Annotated in this window: 17 protein-coding genes; 6 read left to right on the top strand and 11 right to left on the bottom strand. The window is 71.6% G+C overall.

Features of this window, described 5'->3' with window-relative positions:
- Positions 1 to 104 precede the first annotated feature (104 nt).
- The 3 genes from ACFV6D_RS09060 to ACFV6D_RS09050 form a co-directional block, all read right to left on the bottom strand.
- A complete protein-coding gene (locus ACFV6D_RS09060; RefSeq protein WP_208869075.1) occupies positions 105 to 863 on the bottom strand; it encodes a transglycosylase SLT domain-containing protein in 759 nt (252 codons plus the stop codon).
- A 433-nt stretch (positions 864 to 1,296) separates the two neighbouring features.
- Positions 1,297 to 2,631 carry a PhoH family protein gene (locus ACFV6D_RS09055; protein ID WP_063347994.1) on the bottom strand — a complete coding sequence of 445 codons (1,335 nt, stop codon included), beginning with the start codon at positions 2,629 to 2,631 and terminating at the stop codon, positions 1,297 to 1,299.
- A 206-nt stretch (positions 2,632 to 2,837) separates the two neighbouring features.
- Positions 2,838 to 3,632, bottom strand: coding sequence for an isoprenyl transferase (locus ACFV6D_RS09050; protein WP_208869076.1), 795 nt, complete (start codon positions 3,630 to 3,632; stop codon positions 2,838 to 2,840).
- A gap of 443 nt (positions 3,633 to 4,075) precedes the next feature.
- On the opposite strand from ACFV6D_RS09050, the gene ACFV6D_RS09045 reads away from it, so the two are divergent.
- The gene (locus tag ACFV6D_RS09045) at positions 4,076 to 5,689 is read left to right on the top strand and encodes a chitinase (RefSeq protein WP_380345597.1); all 1,614 of its coding nucleotides are present in this window, start codon (positions 4,076 to 4,078) and stop codon (positions 5,687 to 5,689) included.
- A 140-nt stretch (positions 5,690 to 5,829) separates the two neighbouring features.
- Here the strand turns inward: ACFV6D_RS09045 and ACFV6D_RS09040 are convergent, their stop codons facing one another.
- On the bottom strand, positions 5,830 to 6,543 hold the full coding sequence (locus ACFV6D_RS09040; protein ID WP_380492644.1) for a prepilin peptidase: 714 nt from the start codon (positions 6,541 to 6,543) through the stop codon (positions 5,830 to 5,832).
- Positions 6,544 to 6,639: 96 nt separating this feature from the next.
- On the opposite strand from ACFV6D_RS09040, the gene ACFV6D_RS09035 reads away from it, so the two are divergent.
- Together ACFV6D_RS09035 and ACFV6D_RS09030 are read left to right on the top strand one after the other, a co-directional pair.
- The gene (locus tag ACFV6D_RS09035) at positions 6,640 to 7,365 is read left to right on the top strand and encodes a hypothetical protein (protein ID WP_380492646.1); all 726 of its coding nucleotides are present in this window, start codon (positions 6,640 to 6,642) and stop codon (positions 7,363 to 7,365) included.
- 100 nt (positions 7,366 to 7,465) lie between these two features.
- Complete coding sequence (locus ACFV6D_RS09030) at positions 7,466 to 8,680, top strand: pyridoxal phosphate-dependent aminotransferase (RefSeq protein ID WP_380558990.1); 1,215 nt, start codon at positions 7,466 to 7,468, stop codon at positions 8,678 to 8,680.
- Between the two features lie 204 nt (positions 8,681 to 8,884).
- Here the strand turns inward: ACFV6D_RS09030 and ACFV6D_RS09025 are convergent, their stop codons facing one another.
- Positions 8,885 to 10,711 carry a phosphoenolpyruvate carboxykinase (GTP) gene (locus ACFV6D_RS09025; RefSeq protein WP_363372444.1) on the bottom strand — a complete coding sequence of 609 codons (1,827 nt, stop codon included), beginning with the start codon at positions 10,709 to 10,711 and terminating at the stop codon, positions 8,885 to 8,887.
- Between the two features lie 285 nt (positions 10,712 to 10,996).
- Between ACFV6D_RS09025 and ACFV6D_RS09020 the strand changes: the two genes are divergently transcribed.
- Complete coding sequence (locus tag ACFV6D_RS09020; RefSeq protein WP_380558988.1) at positions 10,997 to 11,692, top strand: hemolysin III family protein; 696 nt, start codon at positions 10,997 to 10,999, stop codon at positions 11,690 to 11,692.
- On the opposite strand, the gene ACFV6D_RS09015 is transcribed toward ACFV6D_RS09020, so the two are convergent.
- The 3 genes from ACFV6D_RS09015 to ACFV6D_RS09005 form a co-directional block, all read right to left on the bottom strand.
- Entirely contained in the window at positions 11,663 to 12,145 is a 483-nt protein-coding gene (locus ACFV6D_RS09015) for a hypothetical protein (protein ID WP_380492648.1), read from the bottom strand. The genes ACFV6D_RS09020 and ACFV6D_RS09015 overlap by 30 nt on opposite strands.
- Before the next feature lie 363 nt (positions 12,146 to 12,508).
- Positions 12,509 to 13,357: a hypothetical protein gene (locus ACFV6D_RS09010; protein ID WP_380558986.1), complete on the bottom strand. Its 849-nt coding sequence runs from the start codon at positions 13,355 to 13,357 to the stop codon at positions 12,509 to 12,511.
- An 8-nt stretch (positions 13,358 to 13,365) separates the two neighbouring features.
- Positions 13,366 to 14,040, bottom strand: coding sequence for a papain-like cysteine protease family protein (locus ACFV6D_RS09005; protein WP_380345604.1), 675 nt, complete (start codon positions 14,038 to 14,040; stop codon positions 13,366 to 13,368).
- A 265-nt stretch (positions 14,041 to 14,305) separates the two neighbouring features.
- Here ACFV6D_RS09005 and ACFV6D_RS09000 point away from each other — a divergent pair, with 265 nt between their 5' ends.
- Complete coding sequence (locus tag ACFV6D_RS09000; protein WP_380559024.1) at positions 14,306 to 15,238, top strand: hypothetical protein; 933 nt, start codon at positions 14,306 to 14,308, stop codon at positions 15,236 to 15,238.
- An 11-nt stretch (positions 15,239 to 15,249) separates the two neighbouring features.
- On the opposite strand, the gene ACFV6D_RS08995 is transcribed toward ACFV6D_RS09000, so the two are convergent.
- Both ACFV6D_RS08995 and ACFV6D_RS08990 read right to left on the bottom strand, forming a co-directional pair.
- On the bottom strand, positions 15,250 to 15,837 hold the full coding sequence (locus ACFV6D_RS08995; protein ID WP_380558984.1) for a hypothetical protein: 588 nt from the start codon (positions 15,835 to 15,837) through the stop codon (positions 15,250 to 15,252).
- Between the two features lie 29 nt (positions 15,838 to 15,866).
- Entirely contained in the window at positions 15,867 to 17,555 is a 1,689-nt protein-coding gene (locus tag ACFV6D_RS08990) for an alpha/beta hydrolase (RefSeq protein ID WP_380558982.1), read from the bottom strand.
- Between the two features lie 89 nt (positions 17,556 to 17,644).
- Between ACFV6D_RS08990 and ACFV6D_RS08985 the strand changes: the two genes are divergently transcribed.
- Positions 17,645 to 18,001: a hypothetical protein gene (locus tag ACFV6D_RS08985; protein ID WP_380558980.1), complete on the top strand. Its 357-nt coding sequence runs from the start codon at positions 17,645 to 17,647 to the stop codon at positions 17,999 to 18,001.
- Here the strand turns inward: ACFV6D_RS08985 and ACFV6D_RS08980 are convergent.
- The gene (locus ACFV6D_RS08980) at positions 17,992 to 18,867 is read right to left on the bottom strand and encodes a GNAT family N-acetyltransferase (RefSeq protein ID WP_380558978.1); all 876 of its coding nucleotides are present in this window, start codon (positions 18,865 to 18,867) and stop codon (positions 17,992 to 17,994) included. The genes ACFV6D_RS08985 and ACFV6D_RS08980 overlap by 10 nt on opposite strands.
- Between the last annotated feature and the right edge of the window lie 34 nt (positions 18,868 to 18,901).

The raw sequence follows: 18,901 nt of genomic DNA, 5'->3' as shown, positions 1-18,901 counted from the left end.
GCCGGCCTCCGGGGGGGGCTATCTGGGCGGGCCGCCGGGGGCGGGGGGGGCAGCCGCGCCGGCCGGGGGCCGTACGGGAGTGCACCGCCGGGCGGTGGCGGCTCCTAGTACCAGTTGTGGGACTGCCAGAACGACCAGGCGCCACAGGGGCTGCCGTAGCGGCTGTTCATGTAGCCCAGGCCCCACTTGATCTGGGTGGCCGGGTTGGTGCGCCAGTCGGCACCGGCCGAGGCCATCTTGGTGCCGGGCAGCGCCTGGACCAGGCCGTACGCGCCGGAGCTCCGGTTGGTCGCGGTGTAGTCCCAGCCGCTCTCGCGCTTCACGATCTGGCTGAAGCACTGGAACTGGGTGTCGTCACCGACGACCTGCCGGGCGATGTCCTGGACGGATCCGGGGCTGGTCGAGACCGGCGGGGCGCTGTTGTCGGTGGCGGCCATCGCCGAACGCGCCTTGGAACGGTTGGCAGCGGCCTCGTCGGCCTTGCGCTTGTCCTCGGCGGCCTTGGCAGCCTTGTCCGCGTCGGCCTTGGCCTGGGCATCGGCCTTCGCCTGGGCGTCCGCGGCGGCCTTCTGGCGCGCGGCCTCCTCAGCGGCCTTCTGCTCGGCGGCGGCCTTGGCCGCGGCGTCGGCGGAGGCCTGCTGGGCGGATGCCTGCTGGCCGATGTTGTCACTGATGGTCTGCGCCTGGGCGCCAGAGGGGACTTCGGCAAGCAGGGTCGCGCCCGCGACGTCGACCGTCTGCGTCGTCTTGCCCTCGCTGCCCGAGGCCACACCCACGACGGCACCGACAGCGGTGACGGCGGTGGCGGAGGCCACAGCGACTCCCCGGACCGAGATCCGAGTCACATGGATTCCTTCCAGCATCGCCCACGCGTGACCGTGCGGGCGCAACATGCCCCTTGGCACTGACCTCCGCAGGTGCTCTGGTCACGGGAGGTGCTGGCCCGGCGTCCGGCCGAGGTGAGGCGACCGGGCGTTGGAATCGGGCGGCGTACGGCTCATCGGTCTTCAATTATGCGTCCACCGACCGGAGTTGGTGGACCATCCGGGGCCGGACTCGTGGAGTCCGGAAGCCCTGCCACGCCGTACGCGGGGCCTGACAGAACCCTCACCATGCCGCACCGGACGCTGTCGACGCAATTCCCGTTCGCGTGGCGCACGTCACATTCACCGCACGGGAGTTCTTCGGACGGAAAGCACTCGATGTGATGAAAGGGATGAGGGCCCGCCCCGTCAGGAGCGGGCCCCGCATCAAGAGTTGACCGTATTGTCCGACTATGTCCTGGTCAGGGACGGATCACGGGTGGATGTCCTCCAGCATCTCCGTGACCAGCGCCGCGATCGGCGAACGCTCCGAGCGGGTGAGCGTGATGTGCGCGAAGAGCGGATGCCCCTTCAGCTTCTCCACCACCGCCACCACACCGTCGTACCGGCCCACCCGGAGGTTGTCGCGCTGCGCCACGTCGTGGGTGAGCACCACCCGCGAACCCTGGCCGATCCGGGACAGCACCGTCAGCAGGACGTTCCGCTCCAGCGACTGGGCCTCGTCCACGATCACGAAGGCGTCGTGCAGCGAGCGGCCCCGGATGTGGGTCAGCGGCAGCACCTCCAGCATCCCGCGGGAGATCACCTCCTCGATCACGTCCGGGGTGGTGACGGCGGAGAGGGTGTCGAAGACCGCCTGCGCCCAGGGGCTCATCTTCTCCGTCTCGGAGCCCGGCAGGTAGCCGAGCTCCTGCCCGCCGACCGCGTACAGCGGCCGGAAGACCATCACCTTGCGGTGCTGCCCCCGCTCCAGCACCGCCTCCAGCCCCGCGCACAGCGCCAGCGCGGACTTGCCGGTGCCCGCCCGGCCGCCCATCGAGACGATGCCGACGTCCGGATCGAGCAGCAGGTCCAGCGCCACCCGCTGCTCGGCGCTGCGCCCGCGCAGCCCGAACGCCTCGCGCTCGCCGCGCACCAGCCGGACCCGGCCGTCGCCGGTCACCCGGCCGAGCGCCCGGCCGCGCTCCGAGGTGAGCACCAGACCGGTGTGCACCGGCAGCTCGTCCGCCCCCTCGACGTCCACCGCGGCGTCGTGGCCGGCCGCGAACAGCGCGTCCACCTGCTCCGCCGGGACGTGCAGCTCGGACATCCCCGTCCAGCCGGAGGTGATGGCGAGCTCGGCCCGGTACTCCTCGGCGAGCAGGCCCACCGAGCTGGCCTTGATCCGCAGCGGCAGGTCCTTGGAGACGACCGTGACGTCGTACCCCTCGGCCTGGAGGTTGCGGGCGACCGCGAGGATCCGCGAGTCCGCCTCGCCGCCGCCGACCCGGTAGCCGGCCGGCAGTATCGACAGGTCGGAGTGGTTGAGCTCGACCCTGATCGTGCCGCCGAGCTCGCCGACCGGGATCGGCTCGTCGAGCCGGCCGTGGCGGATGCGGTAGTCGTCGAGCAGTCGCAGCGCCTGGCGGGCGAAGTAGCCCAGCTCCGGGTGGTGCCGCTTGGCCTCCAGCTCGGTGACGACCACCACCGGCAGGACGACCTCGTGCTCCTCGAAGCGGGTCATGGCGAGCGGGTCCGCCAGGAGCACGCTGGTGTCGAGAACGTACGTGCGCCGGTCTGGCGTCCGGCGGCTCTTGGAACTGACCACTAGGCCTCCAGAGCGGATGACCCTGCGTCATCCGCGGCAAGCCGGCCCCCGCTGCCCCGGTGGCCTCGGGACCGGACTGCCTGGAGTATTCCCAGGCGAGGGGCGGTGCATTCGCGCCCCCGGCGAACTGACGGATCATTGCCGGTGAACGTTTGGCCTCACCAGGGCTCCGGGTAGGCCAGCCCTACGGCGGTCACTTCACCCGTTCAGAGGCCCAGTCGCCGGTTGCGCTGCTCGAACGCCCGCAGCGCCCGCAGGAAGTCGACCTTGCGGAAGGCCGGCCAGTACGCCTCGCAGAAGTAGAACTCGCTGTGCGCGCTCTGCCAGAGCAGGAAACCGGACAGTCGCTGCTCGCCCGAGGTGCGGATGATCAGGTCCGGGTCGGGCTGGTTGCGGGTGTAGAGGTGCTCGGCGATGTGCTCGACGTCGAGGATCTCGGCCAGTTCCTCGATCGAGGTGCCGCGCCCGGCGTGCTCCTGGAGCAGCGAGCGGACGGCGTCGGCGATCTCGTGCCGGCCCCCGTAGCCGACCGCGACGTTGACCGTGATGCCGTCGATGTCGGCGGTCTCCTCCGCGGCCCGCTTGAGCACGTCGGCGGTGTGCTGCGGGAGCAGGTCCAGCGCGCCGACCGGGTGGACCTTCCAGCGGCGGGCGGCGGCCAGCCCGGTGACGGCGTCCTCGATGATGCCCAGCAGCGGGACGAGCTCGTCGGCGGGGCGGTCGAGGTTGTCGGTGGAGAGCATCCAGAGGGTGACGACCTTGACGTGGGTCTCGTCGCACCAGCCGAGGAACTCGCTGATCTTGTCGGCGCCGCGCTGGTGGCCGTACACGGTGGTGCCCCCGGCGGCCTTCGCCCAGCGGCGGTTGCCGTCCAGGATCACGCCGATGTGGTGCGGGGTGCGGGCGAGGTGGACCTCGACCCGGCGGCCGTAGAGCCCGTACATCCCGCCCAGCAGGGTACGCAGACCCGGCGTCCGTTCGGCGACATCGCGCAGACCCATGATTCCCGGCCCCTCCGTGCTCGTTCAGCTGGTGCGTCAACGCCCCGGCGCAGCCTACTCCGGCGGGCAGGCACACGGTAAAGCCGCAGGTAGCGGTCTGGTCACGGTCCTGTACGGAGTCCGTCCCGGCGGGCGTGTCGCGGGCCTTCCCCGGCGGCTCCGACGGCGGACACGGAACGGTCTCCGAATCCTTAAAGAATCCGTAAGCCGACTGTCCAATGCTTGACGACCGGCAATGGTCTAGTCCAGCTTTTGATCCAAGGCGGAACGAACCCCACGGTCCCGCCCCACCCCCACGCACCACCGTGCACCACCATGCACCACCGCGGTCGCCCACCCCCACGTACGACGACCCCACGCACCACGACGGACCTCCCCTCCCCCACACGCGGCCGCCGCGCCCCCCACCGCGGCGGCCGCTCCCTCCCCAGGAGCGTCACCCCATGGCCCGTACGCTGAACCAGCCCGCGCACAAGCGCCGGCGCAGCCCCCTCCCGGCCGTCGCGGCCGGCGCCACCGCCCTCGCCCTGGCCGGCGGCGGCCTGGCCCTCTTCGCCGGCGGCGCCAGCGCGGCCGTCGGCAACCTGGTCACCAACGGCGGCTTCGACAGCGGGCTGGGCGGCTGGAACTGCGCCGGCGCGGCGACCACCGTCTCCTCCCCGGTCCACTCCGGCACCGGCGCGCTGCAGGCCACCCCGGGCGCCGGCGACACCGCCGAGTGCACCCAGACCATCAGCGTGCTGCCCAACACCAGCTACACGCTGAGCGCCTGGGTCCAGGGCCCGTACGTCTACCTCGGCGCGCGCGGCACCGGCGGCACCGACCCGTCCAGCTGGTCGAACCAGAACAGCTGGAACCAGCTGTCCTCCACCTTCACCACCGGCGCGAACGCCACCAGCGTCACCGTCTACCTGCACGGCTGGTACGGCCAGAGCGCCTACCTCGCCGACGACGTGAGCCTGATCGGCCCCGGCGGCCCGTCCACCCCGAGCCCGACCGCCACCGCCACCCCGTCGCCGACCGCCACGCCCACCGCGACCTCCTCCCCCACCGCGACCGGCACGCCGACGGCCACCGCCACCCCGACCGCGACGCCCACCCAGACCGCCACGCCGACCCCCACGGCCACCGCGACCTCCACCACCCCGCCCGCCACCGGCCTGCCCGCGCACGCCGTCACCGGCTACTGGCAGAACTTCGACAACGGCTCGACCCCGCAGCGCCTCGGCGACGTGCAGAGCGCCTACGACATCATCGCGGTGTCCTTCGCCGACTCCGTGCCCACCCAGACCGGCGCGATCAGCTTCACCCTCGACCCCGGCCTGTCCAAGGCCCTCGGCGGCTACAGCGACGCGCAGTTCCGCGCCGACATCAAGGCCAAGCAGGCGGCCGGCAAGAAGGTCGTCCTCTCCATCGGCGGCCAGAACGGCGCGATCACCGTCGGCGACGCCACCGCCGGCAACAACTTCGCCAACAGCGCCTACGCGATCATCAAGGACTACGGCTTCGACGGCATCGACGTCGACCTGGAGAACGGCGTCCAGGCCGGCCCGCTCGGCAACGCGCTGCACACCCTCCAGGCCAAGGTCGGCCCCGGCTTCATCCTGACCATGGCGCCCGAGACGATCGGGATGTACAGCACCGCCGGCGCCTACTTCCAGCTGGCGCTGAACACCAAGGACATCCTCACCGTCGTCAACACCCAGTTCTACAACTCGGGCGGCATGAACGGCTGCGACGGCAAGGTCTACAACCAGGGCACCATCGACTTCATCACCTCGCAGGTCTGCACCCATATCCAGGGCGGCCTGCGGCCCGACCAGGTCGGCATCGGTGTCCCCGCCTCCGCGAAGGCGGCCGGCGGCGGCTACGTCTCGCCGACCGTGGTGAACAACGCGCTGGACTGCCTGGCCACCGGCAACAACTGCGGCAGCTTCGTCCCGCCGGCCAAGTGGCCGACCATTCGCGGCGCGATGACCTGGTCCACCAACTGGGACGCCAACAACGGCAACGCGTTCTCCAACGCGGTCGGCCCGTTCGTCCACAAGATGCCGTAACCCCCCACCGCCAATCCCCCACCGGCGCGCCGCTCCTTGAGGGTGGGGCCTGCGCGCCGGCGGCGGGGCCCGCCGTACCCGACCCGGTACGGCGGGCCCTCCCGCGTCCGGGCCGGTCCGGGCGCCACCGGGCCCAGGCGCTACCGGGCCAGCACCGCCAGCAGCGTGCCGAGCAGCAGGAACGGTCCGACCGGGAGGTCGAGCCCGCGCACCGGGCGGCGGCGGGCCAGCGCGACGGCGGCCCGCAGGATCGCCCAGAGCCCGGCGAGCACCACCGCTGCGAACAGCCCGCCGACCGCCACCGGCCAGCCGTACCAGCCGAGCAGCCCGCCCAGCGCGAACCCCAGCGGGGAGTCACCCGGGCCCAACGCGCCGATCCAGACCGCCAGTTCGAGCAGCGCCCCGACCGCGAGGGCCACCAGCAGGCAGCGCAGCAGCACCCCCGGGCGCCCCGCCACCAGCGCCGCCACCAACAGCAGGGCGGCCACCCCACCGGCCAGCGGCAGGGTCAGCCGGTACGGCAGCCGGCGCACCCGGGCGTCGACGAAGCCGAGCACCACGCCGAGCCCGGCCGCCCAGCCCAGCGCCGCGGCCGACGGCCCGTCCGCCGCGTACGCCAGGCCGGCGGCGACCACGGCCGCCACCAGCTCCACCGACCAGGCCCCCGCGCCCAACCGCTCCCGGCAGCCCGGACAGCGCCCGGTCGGCGGCAGCAGCCGCACCTCGCGCCCGCACAACGGGCAGGCACCGCACCAGGGTTCGCCCTCCGGCACGGCGAACCGGGCGACCAGCCCGCGTAGCAGCGGAGCCACCAGAAATCCGGCCAGCACCGCACCGACTGCGGCTACCATCACCGGCGCACCCCCTTTTCGATCAACGCCCGCACGTCCGTGCGGCACCCGGGGACCGGGCGGGGCGCACCGACCACATCATCCAACGGGGGAACGACCATGACGAAGACCCAGTCCATCCGGAGAATCGCGGCCGGCCTGCCGGCGGCGGCGCTCGTCCTGGCGCTGTCGGCCTGCGGGCCGGACAACGCCGACCCGGCAGCCGCCCCGAGCGCCCCGACCGCGCCGCCCACCGGCGCCGCCAGCGCCTCCGGCGCCGCCACGGCTCCCGGCGCCCCGACCGGCGCCGCGGCCCCCACCACCCCGGGCGCCCCGGCGGCCCCGACCACCCCGGCCGGACCGCAGCCGTCCGTCACCGCCGGCGGCAACAACGTCACCCAGGTCAGCTACGACCGCCCGCTGCCGCTCGGCAGCGCCGGCCGCTACGTCGGCAAGAGCTCGGTGGTGGACGCCGCCGCGGTCTCGATCGTCAAGGGCACCGCCGCGGAGATCGCCCCGTTCAACCTCCCGTCGACGACCACCAGCGGCAAGACGCCGTACTACGTCACCGTCTCCTTCACCAACCGCACCGGCGCCCCGCTGGCCGAGGACGCCTACATGATGCGGGTCTGGGTGAAGCCCAAGGACCACTCGGCGGGCGCGCTGCCGGCCGCGACCCTGCAGAAGGCGATCCCGCAGTGCGACACCCGGTCGCTGGTCACGCTCGCGGACGGGCAGTCCGTCAAGCTGTGTGCCGTCTATCTCGTCCCGAACGAGGCCCCGCCCAGCTTCCTCACGTACGGGAACATCCTGGACACCGCGCCCCTGGTTTGGAAGGTCGGCTGACACCCCCGCCTGCCGATCCAAGGAGGCCGCTCCGGGCGGTCCGGTGCGCGTCCCGGGACGCGCACCGGAGTGCCCGGAGGTGCCCCTAAAGTAGGCAGGCATGCAGGTCATCCAGTCCAGCAAGCTCGCCAATGTCTGCTACGGCATCCGCGGCCCGGTACTCGACGAGGCGATGCGGCTGGAGGAACAGGGCCACCGCATCCTCAAGCTCAACACCGGCAACCCCGCCGTCTTCGGCTTCGAGGCACCGCCGGAGATCCTCCAGGACATCCTGCGCAACCTCTCGACCGCGCACGGGTACGGCGACTCCAAGGGCCTGCTCGCCGCCCGCCGCGCCGTGGTCATGCACTACGAGGACCGCGGCCTGCACGGGCTGAGCGTCGAGGACGTCTTCCTCGGCAACGGCGTCTCCGAGCTGATCCAGCTGGCCATGACCGCCCTGCTGGACGACGGCGACGAGGTGCTCGTCCCGGCGCCCGACTACCCGCTGTGGACGGCCTCGGTCTCGCTGGCCGGCGGCACCGCGGTGCACTACCGCTGCGACGAGCAGGCCGAGTGGTACCCGGACCTCGCCGACATCGAGGCCAAGGTCACCGACCGGACCCGGGCCATCGTGGTGATCAACCCGAACAACCCGACCGGCGCGGTCTACCCGCGCGAGGTGCTGGAGGGCATCGTCGAGATCGCCCGCCGGCACCGGCTGGTGGTCTACGCGGACGAGATCTACGACAAGATCCTCTACGACGACGCCGAGCACGTCCCGCTGGCCACCCTGGCGCCCGACCTTTTCTGCGTCACCTTCAACGGCCTGTCCAAGGCGTACCGGGTCGCGGGCTTCCGCTCCGGCTGGATGGTGCTCTCCGGCGACCGGCAGCGGGCCCACAGCTACATCGAGGGCCTGGCCGTGCTGGCCTCGATGCGGCTGTGCGCCAACATGCCCGCCCAGCACGCGGTGGCCGCCGCGCTCGGAGGGCGGCAGTCGATCCGCGACCTGGTGCTGCCCGGCGGGCGGCTGCTCGCCTCGCGCGACGCGGCGTACCGGCTGCTCAACGAGATCCCGGGGGTCAGCTGCGTCAAGCCCAAGGGCGCGCTGTACGCGTTCCCGCGGCTGGACCCGAAGGTCTACAAGATCAAGGACGACGCCCAGATGGTGCTGGACCTGCTGCGCTCCCAGCGCATCCTGCTGGTCCAGGGCACCGGCTTCAACTGGCCCGAGCCGGACCACTTCCGGCTGGTCACGCTGCCCCGGGCGGAGGAGATCACCGACGCGGTGACCCGGATCGGCGACTTCCTGAGCGGCTACACCCAGCCGTAACGCCGGAACAGCTGCACGCAGCCGCAGCCCCCGCGCGCGGCGCGCGGCGCCCGGCGCGCGGGGAAAGCACTACGGCCGGAGTCCCGGCCCGGGCGGTCTCCTTGGTCGGGGAAAGACCGTCCGGGGGAACTCCGGCCGTCCTGTCACTCGGCGGGCGCGCGGTTCGTGCCGCGCGACCGCCTCTCGCTCTGCTGAGGCTCAGGCTCAGCCGAGACGCGCGACGAGGCTCCGGTACTCGTCCCACAGCTCCTTCGGGGTGTGGTCTCCGAACAGCTCCAGGTGGGCCGGCACCAGCGCGGCCTCCTGGCGCCAGATGTCGGCGTCCACGGTGAAGAGCAGGTCGAGGTCCTCCTTGGACAGCTTCAGGTCGCCGAGGTCGAAGCCGTCGACGGTCGGCAGCACGCCGATCGGGGTCTCGACGCCCTCGCCGGTACCCTCCAGGCGCTCGACGATCCACTTGAGGACGCGGCTGTTCTCGCCGTAGCCCGGCCAGACGAACGCGCCCTCGGCGTTCTTGCGGAACCAGTTGACGTAGTAGATCTTCGGCAGCTTCTCGGCGTCCGCCTGGGCGCCGACCTTCAGCCAGTGGGCGAAGTAGTCGCCCATGTTGTAGCCGCAGAACGGCAGCATCGCGAACGGGTCGCGGCGCAGCTCGCCGACGGTGCCCTCGGCGGCGGCGGTCTTCTCGGACGCGATGTTGGCGCCGAGGAAGACGCCGTGCTGCCAGGTGAAGGACTCGGTCACCAGCGGGACGGCGGTGGCGCGGCGGCCGCCGAACAGGATCGCCGAGATCGGCACGCCCGACTGGTCCTCCCACTCGGGGGCGATGGTCGGGCACTGCGCGGCCGGGACGGCGAAGCGGGCGTTCGGGTGGGCGGCCGGGGTGCCGGACTCGGGGGTCCAGTCGTTGCCGCGCCAGTCGGTGAGGTGCGCCGGGGGCTCCTCGGTCAGGCCCTCCCACCACACGTCGCCGTCGTCGGTCAGCGCGACGTTGGTGAAGACCGTGTTGCCCCACAGGGTGTCGATGGCGTTGGCGTTGGTGTCCACGCCGGTGCCGGGGGCGACGCCGAAGAAACCGGCCTCGGGGTTGATCGCGTAGAGCTGGCCGTCGGCGCCGAAGCGCATCCAGGCGATGTCGTCGCCGATCGTCTCGACCTTCCAGCCCGGGACGGTCGGCTGGAGCATGGCCAGGTTGGTCTTGCCGCAGGCCGACGGGAAGGCGGCGGCGACGTACTTGACCTCGCCGGACGGCGGGGTGAGCTTCAGGATCAGCATGTGCTCGGCCAGCCAGCCCTCGTCACGGGCCATGGTCGAGGCGATGCGCAGTGCGTAGCACTTCTTGCCGAGCAGGGCGTTGCCGCCGTAGCCGGAGCCGAAGGACCAGATCTCCCGGGTCTCCGGGAAGTGCGAGATGTACTTGGTGCTGTTGCACGGCCACGGCACGTCCGCCTGGCCCTCGGCCAGCGGGGCGCCGACGGTGTGCACGGCCTTGACGAAGTCGCCGTCCTCGCCGAGCTGGTCCAGCACCGCCTTGCCCATGCGGGTCATCACGCGCATCGACACGGCGACGTAGGCGGAGTCGGTGATCTCGACGCCGTACGCGGCCAGCGGGGAACCGACCGGGCCCATCGAGAAGGGCACGACGTACATCGTGCGGCCCTTCATCGCGCCGCGGAACAGTCCCTTCTCGCCCTGGAAGACCTCCCGCATCTCGGCCGGGGCCTTCCAGTTGTTGGTCGGACCGGCGTCCTTCTCCTGCTCGGAGCAGATGTAGGTGCGGTCCTCCACGCGCGCCACGTCCGTCGGGTCCGAGGCGGCGTAGTAGGAGTTGGGGCGCTTTTCCTCGTTGAGCTTCTTGAAGGTGCCCTGAGCCACCAGCAGGTCCGCGAGGCGCTGGTACTCCTCGTCGGAGCCGTCGCACCACTCGATGCGGTCCGGCTGGGTGAGCTCGGCGATCTCGTTCACCCACGCGAGCAGGCGCTGGTGGCGGGTGGGCGCGGAGGCGCTGAGAGCAGAGATCTCGTACGACACGATCGCTCCGTTTCACACCATCTCGGCGAGGAGGTGGCGTAGCGGGGGTCTGAGGGTGCTTGCAGCGTAGCTCCGGCTTCGACGCCAAACTGAGGCACAGCGTCGAAATTGACTCATCTTTTACTACAGTAAGTATGATTACCGGCCAGTAATAGGTCGTCCACATCCCGGCCCGGACGCCCCCGCAGGCACCTCGAACACTCCAAAACGTCCAAGAGTGATGATCGCCACTTTCCTACGCGTCAGTAACCTACGGCCCCGTAGGTAGCGGGTAGCATGCTGCGCATGACTGCTGAGCTCGTCGAGAGCACGGAGAACGAGGGCGCGGAGAACGAGGCCTCGGAACGCAAGCCGAAGTGGCGCGGCTGGCTGCACGCCGGGATGTTCCCCGCCACCGTCGCCGCCGGGATCGTGCTGATCTGCCTGGCCGACTCCACCCCCGCCAAGATCGCCTGCGCGATCTACTCGATCAGCGCCTGGCTGCTGTTCGGGGTCAGCGCGGTCTACCACCGCTTCGACTGGGGCCCGCGCGGGGACGCCGTGCTGCGGCGGCTGGACCACGCGAACATCTTCCTGATCATCGCGGGCACCTACACGCCGTTCACGATCCTGCTGCTCAAGGGCGCCGACCAGCAGGTGCTGCTCTGGGTGGCCTGGGGCGGCGCGCTGGCCGGAATAGCGTTCCGGGTGTTCTGGGTCGGCGCGCCGCGCTGGCTGTACACGCCGGTGTACATCGCGCTCGGCTGGGCCGCCGCCTTCTTCCTGCCGGACTTCCTGCACGCCGGCGGCGTCGCCGTCCTGGTGCTGATGATCGTCGGCGGAGTGCTCTACAGCATCGGCGGCGTGGTGTACGGGCTCAAGCGGCCCAATCCGTCACCGCGCTGGTTCGGCTTCCACGAGGTGTTCCACGCCTTCACCCTGGGCGCGTTCATCGTGCAGTACGTCGGGGTCTCACTGGTGGCGTACAGCGCGGCCGGCTGAACCCGGCGCGCCACGGCGGGCGGCCGCGCGGTCCACGGACCGGGCGACCGCCCGTTCCGCTGTCCAGGGGCGCTCGTACGGCGCCCGGCCCTGCGGGCGGCGCGAGTACGGCGGGTGGTCCGCCGCGCCGGCCTCCGGCCACGGCTCCACCGCCGGCCCGGCGGTGCGGCCACGCGCCTGCCGGGCGTCCAGCGCCTCGCGGGCCCGGCGGCAGCGCTCGCAGTGCGCGGCGTCCGGGGTGACGGCCGACGGCCGGTGCCCCCGCGGGGCGGCCGGCCGGTGCAGCGCCCGCCAACGGCGACCCACGTAGACCATGAGCAGCAGCACCTCGACCCCGGCGACGACCAGGACCAGCATCGCCCCGTTGATCAGATAGGCCGCGACCACGGCGAGCGCGGACGCCACCACCACCGCCGCACTCCACACCTGGGCGCTCGACTCCCTACCGGCCATTCGACTCCCCTTTCCCGGCGCCGGGCTCGTGGTCGGCTCCGGCCGCCCCACCCCTTCTCCGCTCTCGGCACGCGTCAGTCAGCACTGACCGATTGCCACATGGTATCTACCGTCCGTCACCCGGAGCTGCCCCCGGGCGGCGAACGACAGATCAACGTTGCGTCAATTCCTTGTGCGGAAGCATTACTTCCAGGACACACCACGCAGCGCGCCCGCTCGGCTACAGGTTGACGCGCCGGGGGCCGCACGCAGCACGGCGGGGCCCGGCTGTATCAGCCGGACCCCGCCGCATGTCTCGCATGGCGTACGTGTCGTGCACGTCGCACACGTCGCACACGTCGTGCATGTCGTACCCGAGAGGCCCTACCCCCGTCGGACACCCGCCCTGCGCCGCACGGCCGCACCCGCGCCCACGAGCGCGGTGACGCCCAGGGCCGCGGCCGCCGTCACGGCCGGCAGCGCCGAACCGCCGACCGCCGCCCGCTCCTGGTCGGCCGCCAGCTGGTAGCCGCCGCCCTTGCCCTCCCGGTCGTACGCCGAGCCGGGCAGCTTGTCCCCGTACCGCTCGTGCACCAGCTTCTGGTACGCGGCCAGCGACACCCCGCCCGCGCCCACCGAGCGCCGGGCCTCGTCGTCCAGCGGCAGCACCCGGCCGTCGCGCAGCACGTACCAGGCGTTCACCTGCGGCTCGCGGAACGCCGTACCACCCCCGCCGCCGGCCGCCTTCGCCGCGTAGTCGCTCTCGTCACCGCCGGAGGCGATGTTGACCACCCGCCAGGAATCACCCTGCCGGATCGTCCACACCGAGGCCGTCTGACCGTCCGCCGCGACCACCTTGCTCGCGGTGAACTCGGCCTTCGCCACCGGCGCACCCGGGGCGCCGGCCACGAAACCCGCGTCCAGGGTGTACACCGGCACGGTGTCGCCGGCCAGCCGCGGCGCGGCCGCGCTCGCCGCCTGCGCCTCCTGCGCCGCACCGATGGTCAGCTGCTGGGTCGGCGGGACGCCCTTGCGGGCGAAGAAGTGGCCCACCTTGTCGAGGACGGCCTGGTCCTGGACCACGCCACGAGCGTTCGCCAGGTCCGCGGCGGGCACCGGCACCGGGGCGCCGGCCGGCCCGTCCGCGTGCGCGGCCGGGGCCAGCGCCAGCCCGAGGCCAGCGGCGAGCAGGGCGGTGACGGCGGCCCGACGGGCCTTTCCGAGGTCAGTCATGGTCGCCCTCACGCGCCGATCCGGTACAGGGAGTGGGTCCACGAGAACGTGTTGTTGTTCACGTAGTAGTTGTAGTCCGCCCAGTTGTAGCGGTAGTTGGACGGCCACGGGTCGCCCCAGTACACCCAGTTGCTGCTGGTGTCGTAGCCGTAGACGACGTGCATGTGCCCGCCGCCGGAACTCCACTGGATCCGGGTCTCGATCGGCCGGTTCGCGTCCACCTCGGCCTGCACCGTGCTGTAGCGCAGGTAGCCGGTGACGTACGAACCCGGGTTGATGCCGGCCCAGTCCAGCCCGTTCTGCACATCGGCCAGCGAAGCCTGGCTGTTGGGGCAGCTGGAGTTGGCCGAACGGCCGAACGCGGCGTTGCAGAACTGGTTCTGGCTGTAGTTGTAGCCGAACCAGGTGGCGATGGTGTTCCCGCTCGCCGCCCAGCACCAGTTGGTCTGCTGTTGCTGCTGCATGGTGATGTTGAGCTTCTTGAACGTGCCGGCCAGATCGGCCGTGCTGCCGGGCGCGGCAGCCTGGCGAACCTGCGCCGGGGCGCGGTCCTGGACGGGAGCGAGGTCCTGGGCGGGGGCGGCGAGCGCCGGAGCGGCCGCCACCGCGGTCAGCGCCGGGCCCAGCACGCCGAGGGCGAGCAGCGAGACCGCGCGGCGCAGCCGTATCCGTGGAACTGGCATGGGGGAAATGCCTCCTTGCACAAGCGGAGCGAGGTGCTGTGTGGGGGCGCGGTCCGGATCGCGCCATGAGCATCCCGCCGCCCCCGGAGGCCGGTCAACGACCCTAAGGACCACCACAGTTCAGGTGTGAACGACCGGTCACAGGTGTGAACGCCACCCCGAAAACCCCCGCGTGGCACACCAGGACCGGTGACAAACCGCCGCCCTGATGTGAATATTCACGGTCAAACACGGTCTGCCCGCACCCGTCCCCCAGGAGGCCGTCATCCACCGCACCGACCAGGCCGACCTCACCGCCGCCCTCCGAACCGGCCCCTTCCACCTCGCCCTGCGCACCGCCATCGCCACCCGCGGCCTCGCCCTCCACCGCATCCGACGCCACCTCGCCCTGCGCGGCGTCCACGTCGGCCTCACCAGCCTCAGCTACTGGCAACAAGGCCGCCGCCGCCCCGAACGCCCCGAATCCCTCCGCGCCGTCACCGCCCTCGAAGACGTCCTCGACCTCCCCGAACACTCCCTCACCCGCCTGCTCGGCCCCCGCCGCGCCGCCGACACCACCCCCGCCGGCCCACCCGTACGCCCCTACCGCGACCTCATCTCCCCCGCCACCGCCGTCGACGACCTGCTCGCCACCATCGCCGGCCCCCGCGACACCGGCCTGCACACCATCACCCACATCGAACGCATCCGCCTCGGCCCCGACCGCCAACTCGCCCGCCGCGACTCCCAACACGCCCTCCGCGCCCACCGCGACGGCATCGACCGCTACCTCGCCCTCTACCAGGGCGACCCCGGCAGCGACATCACCCGCGTCGGCGTCCGCGCCGAAGAGAACTGCCGCCCCGGCCGCATCCGCCGCGACCAGACCCACCACCTGCTCGTCGCCGAACTCCTCCTCGACCGCCGCCTACGCGCCGGCGACACCCACCTCCTCGGCTACGGCTTCGACGACACCCCCTCCCCCGACCCCAGCTGCGAATACGTCCGCGGCTTCAACTCCGGCGCCGGCCAGTACGTCCTCCAGATCACCTTCCACCCCGCCGCCCTCCCCGTCCGCTGCCACCGCTTCGCCCTCCACTCCCCGGGCGAAGCCCCCTACGAGACGGAGGAACTGACCCTGGACGGCCACCACTGCGTCCACCTGGTCGCAACGGCACTGCGACCGTGCCTGCTGGGAATCAGGTGGGACTGGGAGTGACGGGGGCGGCGTCAGTGCGACCAGTACGTGTCGTCGACGTCGGGTGCGCCCTCGTGACCGGTCAGGCGGGGGCCGACGGGGCTGGTGCCGTAGTCCTTCTCTGGCTGGTAGCGGACCGGGGTCACCTGGGTGCTGATCGACACGTCGAAGTACAGGTCGCTCGGGGTGTTGACCGCCAACAGGTTGAAGCCCGCCGCACCGCGCCCCGGGCAGTTCAGTTCGACGTAGTGCTTCGCCTCGTAACCGACGGTGGAATCCTCCCGCTGGCACCGGTCGCCCCAGAGCTGCGTCAGCTGGTCCAACAACACCGACAACTTCGCCGGGGCCACTTTCGTCCGAAGCCTGGCGGAGAGCATGACCTGGGACAACAGGGCCGGTTCACCGTCCGCGTGCTCCGGATCTCGGTCCACGACATAGCCACTGCCGAAGTAGGCCACCGGCGGGGTTATCGCACCGATGGCCGTCCGCAAGGTCTCGTCGAGTTGCCCCTTCGCCTCGCGCGGGCTCAGCTGGGGGGCTCCCCGGTCTTTCATGGCCATCGGCCCGTAGCCGTTGTAGAACAGCCCCACCCCGGTGGCCAGCACGGCTACCGCCGCCACTGAACACCCGAGTGCCCGGCGCGGCCGCTTCATCGCCCGCCCGTCCGTTTGACGTCCCCGCTGCCGATGACGATGGCCGCGACGTTGTCCAGCGAGGGCCCTCCGCGGCCCGTCAGGTACTTGGTGTGCGCGTCGATGGGGTTGCCCCTGCTCCAGTCGTCGACAGTGAAGCGGTTCGCGTCGAAGTGCTTGCTCGCCGGGTCCCGCCCGTACCAGCGTTCGTCCGGGTCGATGCCGAACTTGGACGGAACGTGCGTCACGACGTCGTTGTCGGCCGCGCCGACCCAGACGTGGCCGGGCGGCAGCTTGAGGTCGGAGGCCTTGTCCACACCTACGCCCGGGCTGCCGATGAAGACCACGTCGTCCGGGGGCGCGTAGTGCGACCCGGGCTGGGTGGCGAGTTTGGTGGCCTGGCCCACCAGGTACGAGCCGTAGCTGTGTCCGACCGCGGTGATGTGCGGCGGCTGGGCGCCCTCGTGGTTCGCCCGCACTCCGCTCAGGAACTTCGCGTACGCCGGAGCTCCGTCCCTGCCCGCCTTGGTCGAGGCGGCCCCCAGGTCGGCTCCGGGCGGGTCGTACCCGAGCCAGACGACCGAGGCGACGGAATGGCCGGCCGGGGCCTTCTTGCTCGCGCTGCGGTAGAGGCTCAGCGCGTTCTCCGCCTCGTTGGTGCCGTCGTGGACGTTTCCCCCCACCCCCAGGCTGCCGGTGTCGGTGGTGATTCCCGGCACGTAAGCCGAGATGTCGGTGGCGGTGTCCGGGTTTCCGTACGAGAGGATCGCCCGGCCCTTGCCCTCGTTGCCGAGGCCCAAGAGATAGATCGGGGGGCGGCTCGGGTCTTTCCCGTCGATCTCAAGCCGGTTGACGATGGGCCCGTAGAGGTCGTACAGGTCCTGCTCTGCGGAGTTCAGCGGTACGTGGTTGGTGCGCTTCTTCATGATGTCGTCCATCAGGAACTTCAGGTGCGCCCGGTTCACCTGGTCCCGTACCTCTGCCGGCACCCCGTCGAGGTTGCCGAGCGTCTCCGGGTGGTGGCTGAGGAACCACTGCTGCCCGTCCGCTCCGAGACCCTTCCACCAGGCGTTGACGTCCGTCGGGGTGGCGTCCTTGCCCGGCATGTTCAGCTTCCAGAGCGGATTGGCCGCCTCGCCGAACTGCAGCAGGTAGACGTCCGCGCTCGCCGTCCTGGCGTCCAGGCCGCTCTTGTCGGTGGCGTGGCCCGTGTACTTCTTGAGTTCTTCGGCCAGCCCCTGGTCGACCCGGGTGGCCTCCGACAGCGCCGCGCCGATCCGCTTGGAGATCTCCTCGGCGGCCGCTTTCTGCTTGGCCTCCCAGTCCGTGCTCTGGAAGGGACTGCTCGCCGGGGGCCAGCTCACCGACCCGCTGTCGTCGACCGACATGCCCTTGGTCTGGGCGTCGACGAGCGCCTTGCGGAGCTTGCCCTGGGCGAGCATGAGGGAGTCGGCGCAGTCCCGCACCTCGGCGCCGATGCAGTGCAGTTCGGTCGCCGCCGCACCCAGCTTGTCGGTGATGCCATCCAGGACCGGAATCGCGGCGGCGGCCGCCGGTCCACTCCACCCGGACCCGTGGACCCGGTCCGCGGTGCCGCTCTTCCAGTCGGCGGCGTGCTGGCCGTACGCCTTGCACAACGCGTCGTAGGCGTCCGCCACCGCGTACAAGTCCGCCAGCTTGGCGTTCTTCAGGCTTGCGAGGTCCATCCCCCAGTCCCCCCGTTACCCATAGGTGTCCCCGGAGCACTCAGGGATACCATAACTCCCGCTATCGATACGGAGATCGGGGGGACATCGTGCCGAGCGACCCAGGATTCACCGTCAAACCCGGCGAGTTGACCGCGGCCGGGAACAGCGCGCTGGCCGTCGCCGGGAAAGTGCCCGACGAGACCGCGAAGTTGGCCGAGCCGAGCGCCAAGGCGGCCGGGAGTCTGGCGGGTTGGCAGAGCGGGGCGGCGTTGCAGGGGTGCGGTGCGGCCTGGAAAGCGATGTTGGACGGCCTGGCCGGTGACATGAAGTCGGCCGGCGGCAATCTGCTGACCTGCGCGCAGACGTATGTGAACGCGGACCATCTGCCGGCACCCGTCGCGACTTCGGCCGCCGACCCCTTCAACACGAAGGTGGTCGGCGGCCGTCCGGTCGACTACGCGTGACTTCCGTCCTGCGTCGTGAAGTCCAGGGTCAGGCAGTCCTCGACCGGCCGGTAGCCGATCTGCTGGTAGATGGAGTTGCTGGTCGGGTTGGCGAGGTCGGTGTAGAGCAGGACCTCGGCCGCCCCCTGAGCGAGGGCATGGGCGGAGGCGGCGGCGGTGACGGCGCTGGCGTAGCCGCGTCCGCGCTGGTCGGTCGGGGTGTAGACGGGGCCGATGCGGGACATGCCGGCGATCACCGGGCTGCTGCCGGCCAGGGCGACGGGGCGGCGGCCGTCCTCCCACAGGTGGAGGCCGCCGGTGGCGATCCGGTCGTCGACGGCCTGGGGGATGTTGGGCAGGTCGACCCCGGCTTCGACGAGGAACTCCTCGTACCAGCGGATCGCCAGTTCGCGGTCGGCCGGTGTGGCGGGTCGGTGGTGGCCGGCGGGCGGGCGGGGCGGGTCGGTCAACTCGCCGAGCCGGTAGAGCCGTTCGTTGAAGCGGACGGACTGGTCGGCGCCGGTGGCGGCGGTCCAGGCCGCGGCGAAGGCCCGGACCGCGTCCGCACCTCCGCCGACGCCGGACACCTCGGTGAACTCGCTCCCGGCGGCGGCCAGTTCGACCGCCAGCTCGGCTGCCGCCGCCGGTGTGCAGGAGAGCCGGGGGCTGAACGGCGGCGTCTGGAGGAAGGCTCCTTCGACCGGGCCGCCGTCCACCGGGCGCCACCAGCCGAAGACCGGTGGCCGCTGCCCGAACACGTCCAGGCCGCGTTCGGCCAGCCGGTGGACGACCGTGAGCAGGATGGTGCTCTCGGCCGGGCGGGCAGCGAGGAATTCTTCCGCGTGGCGCCGGAAGTCGTCGAACGAGCTGCTCAAGGTCCAGGTCATGGCCCATTCTGGCCCGGCCGCGCCCCTCCCACCA

Origin of the sequence: Kitasatospora sp. NPDC059812 (assembly GCF_042732075.1) — a bacterium.
Classification (GTDB): Bacteria; Actinomycetota; Actinomycetes; order Streptomycetales; family Streptomycetaceae; genus Kitasatospora.
Note: the sequence above shows the minus strand (reverse complement) of the source record. Positions and strands in the feature narration are given on the sequence as shown.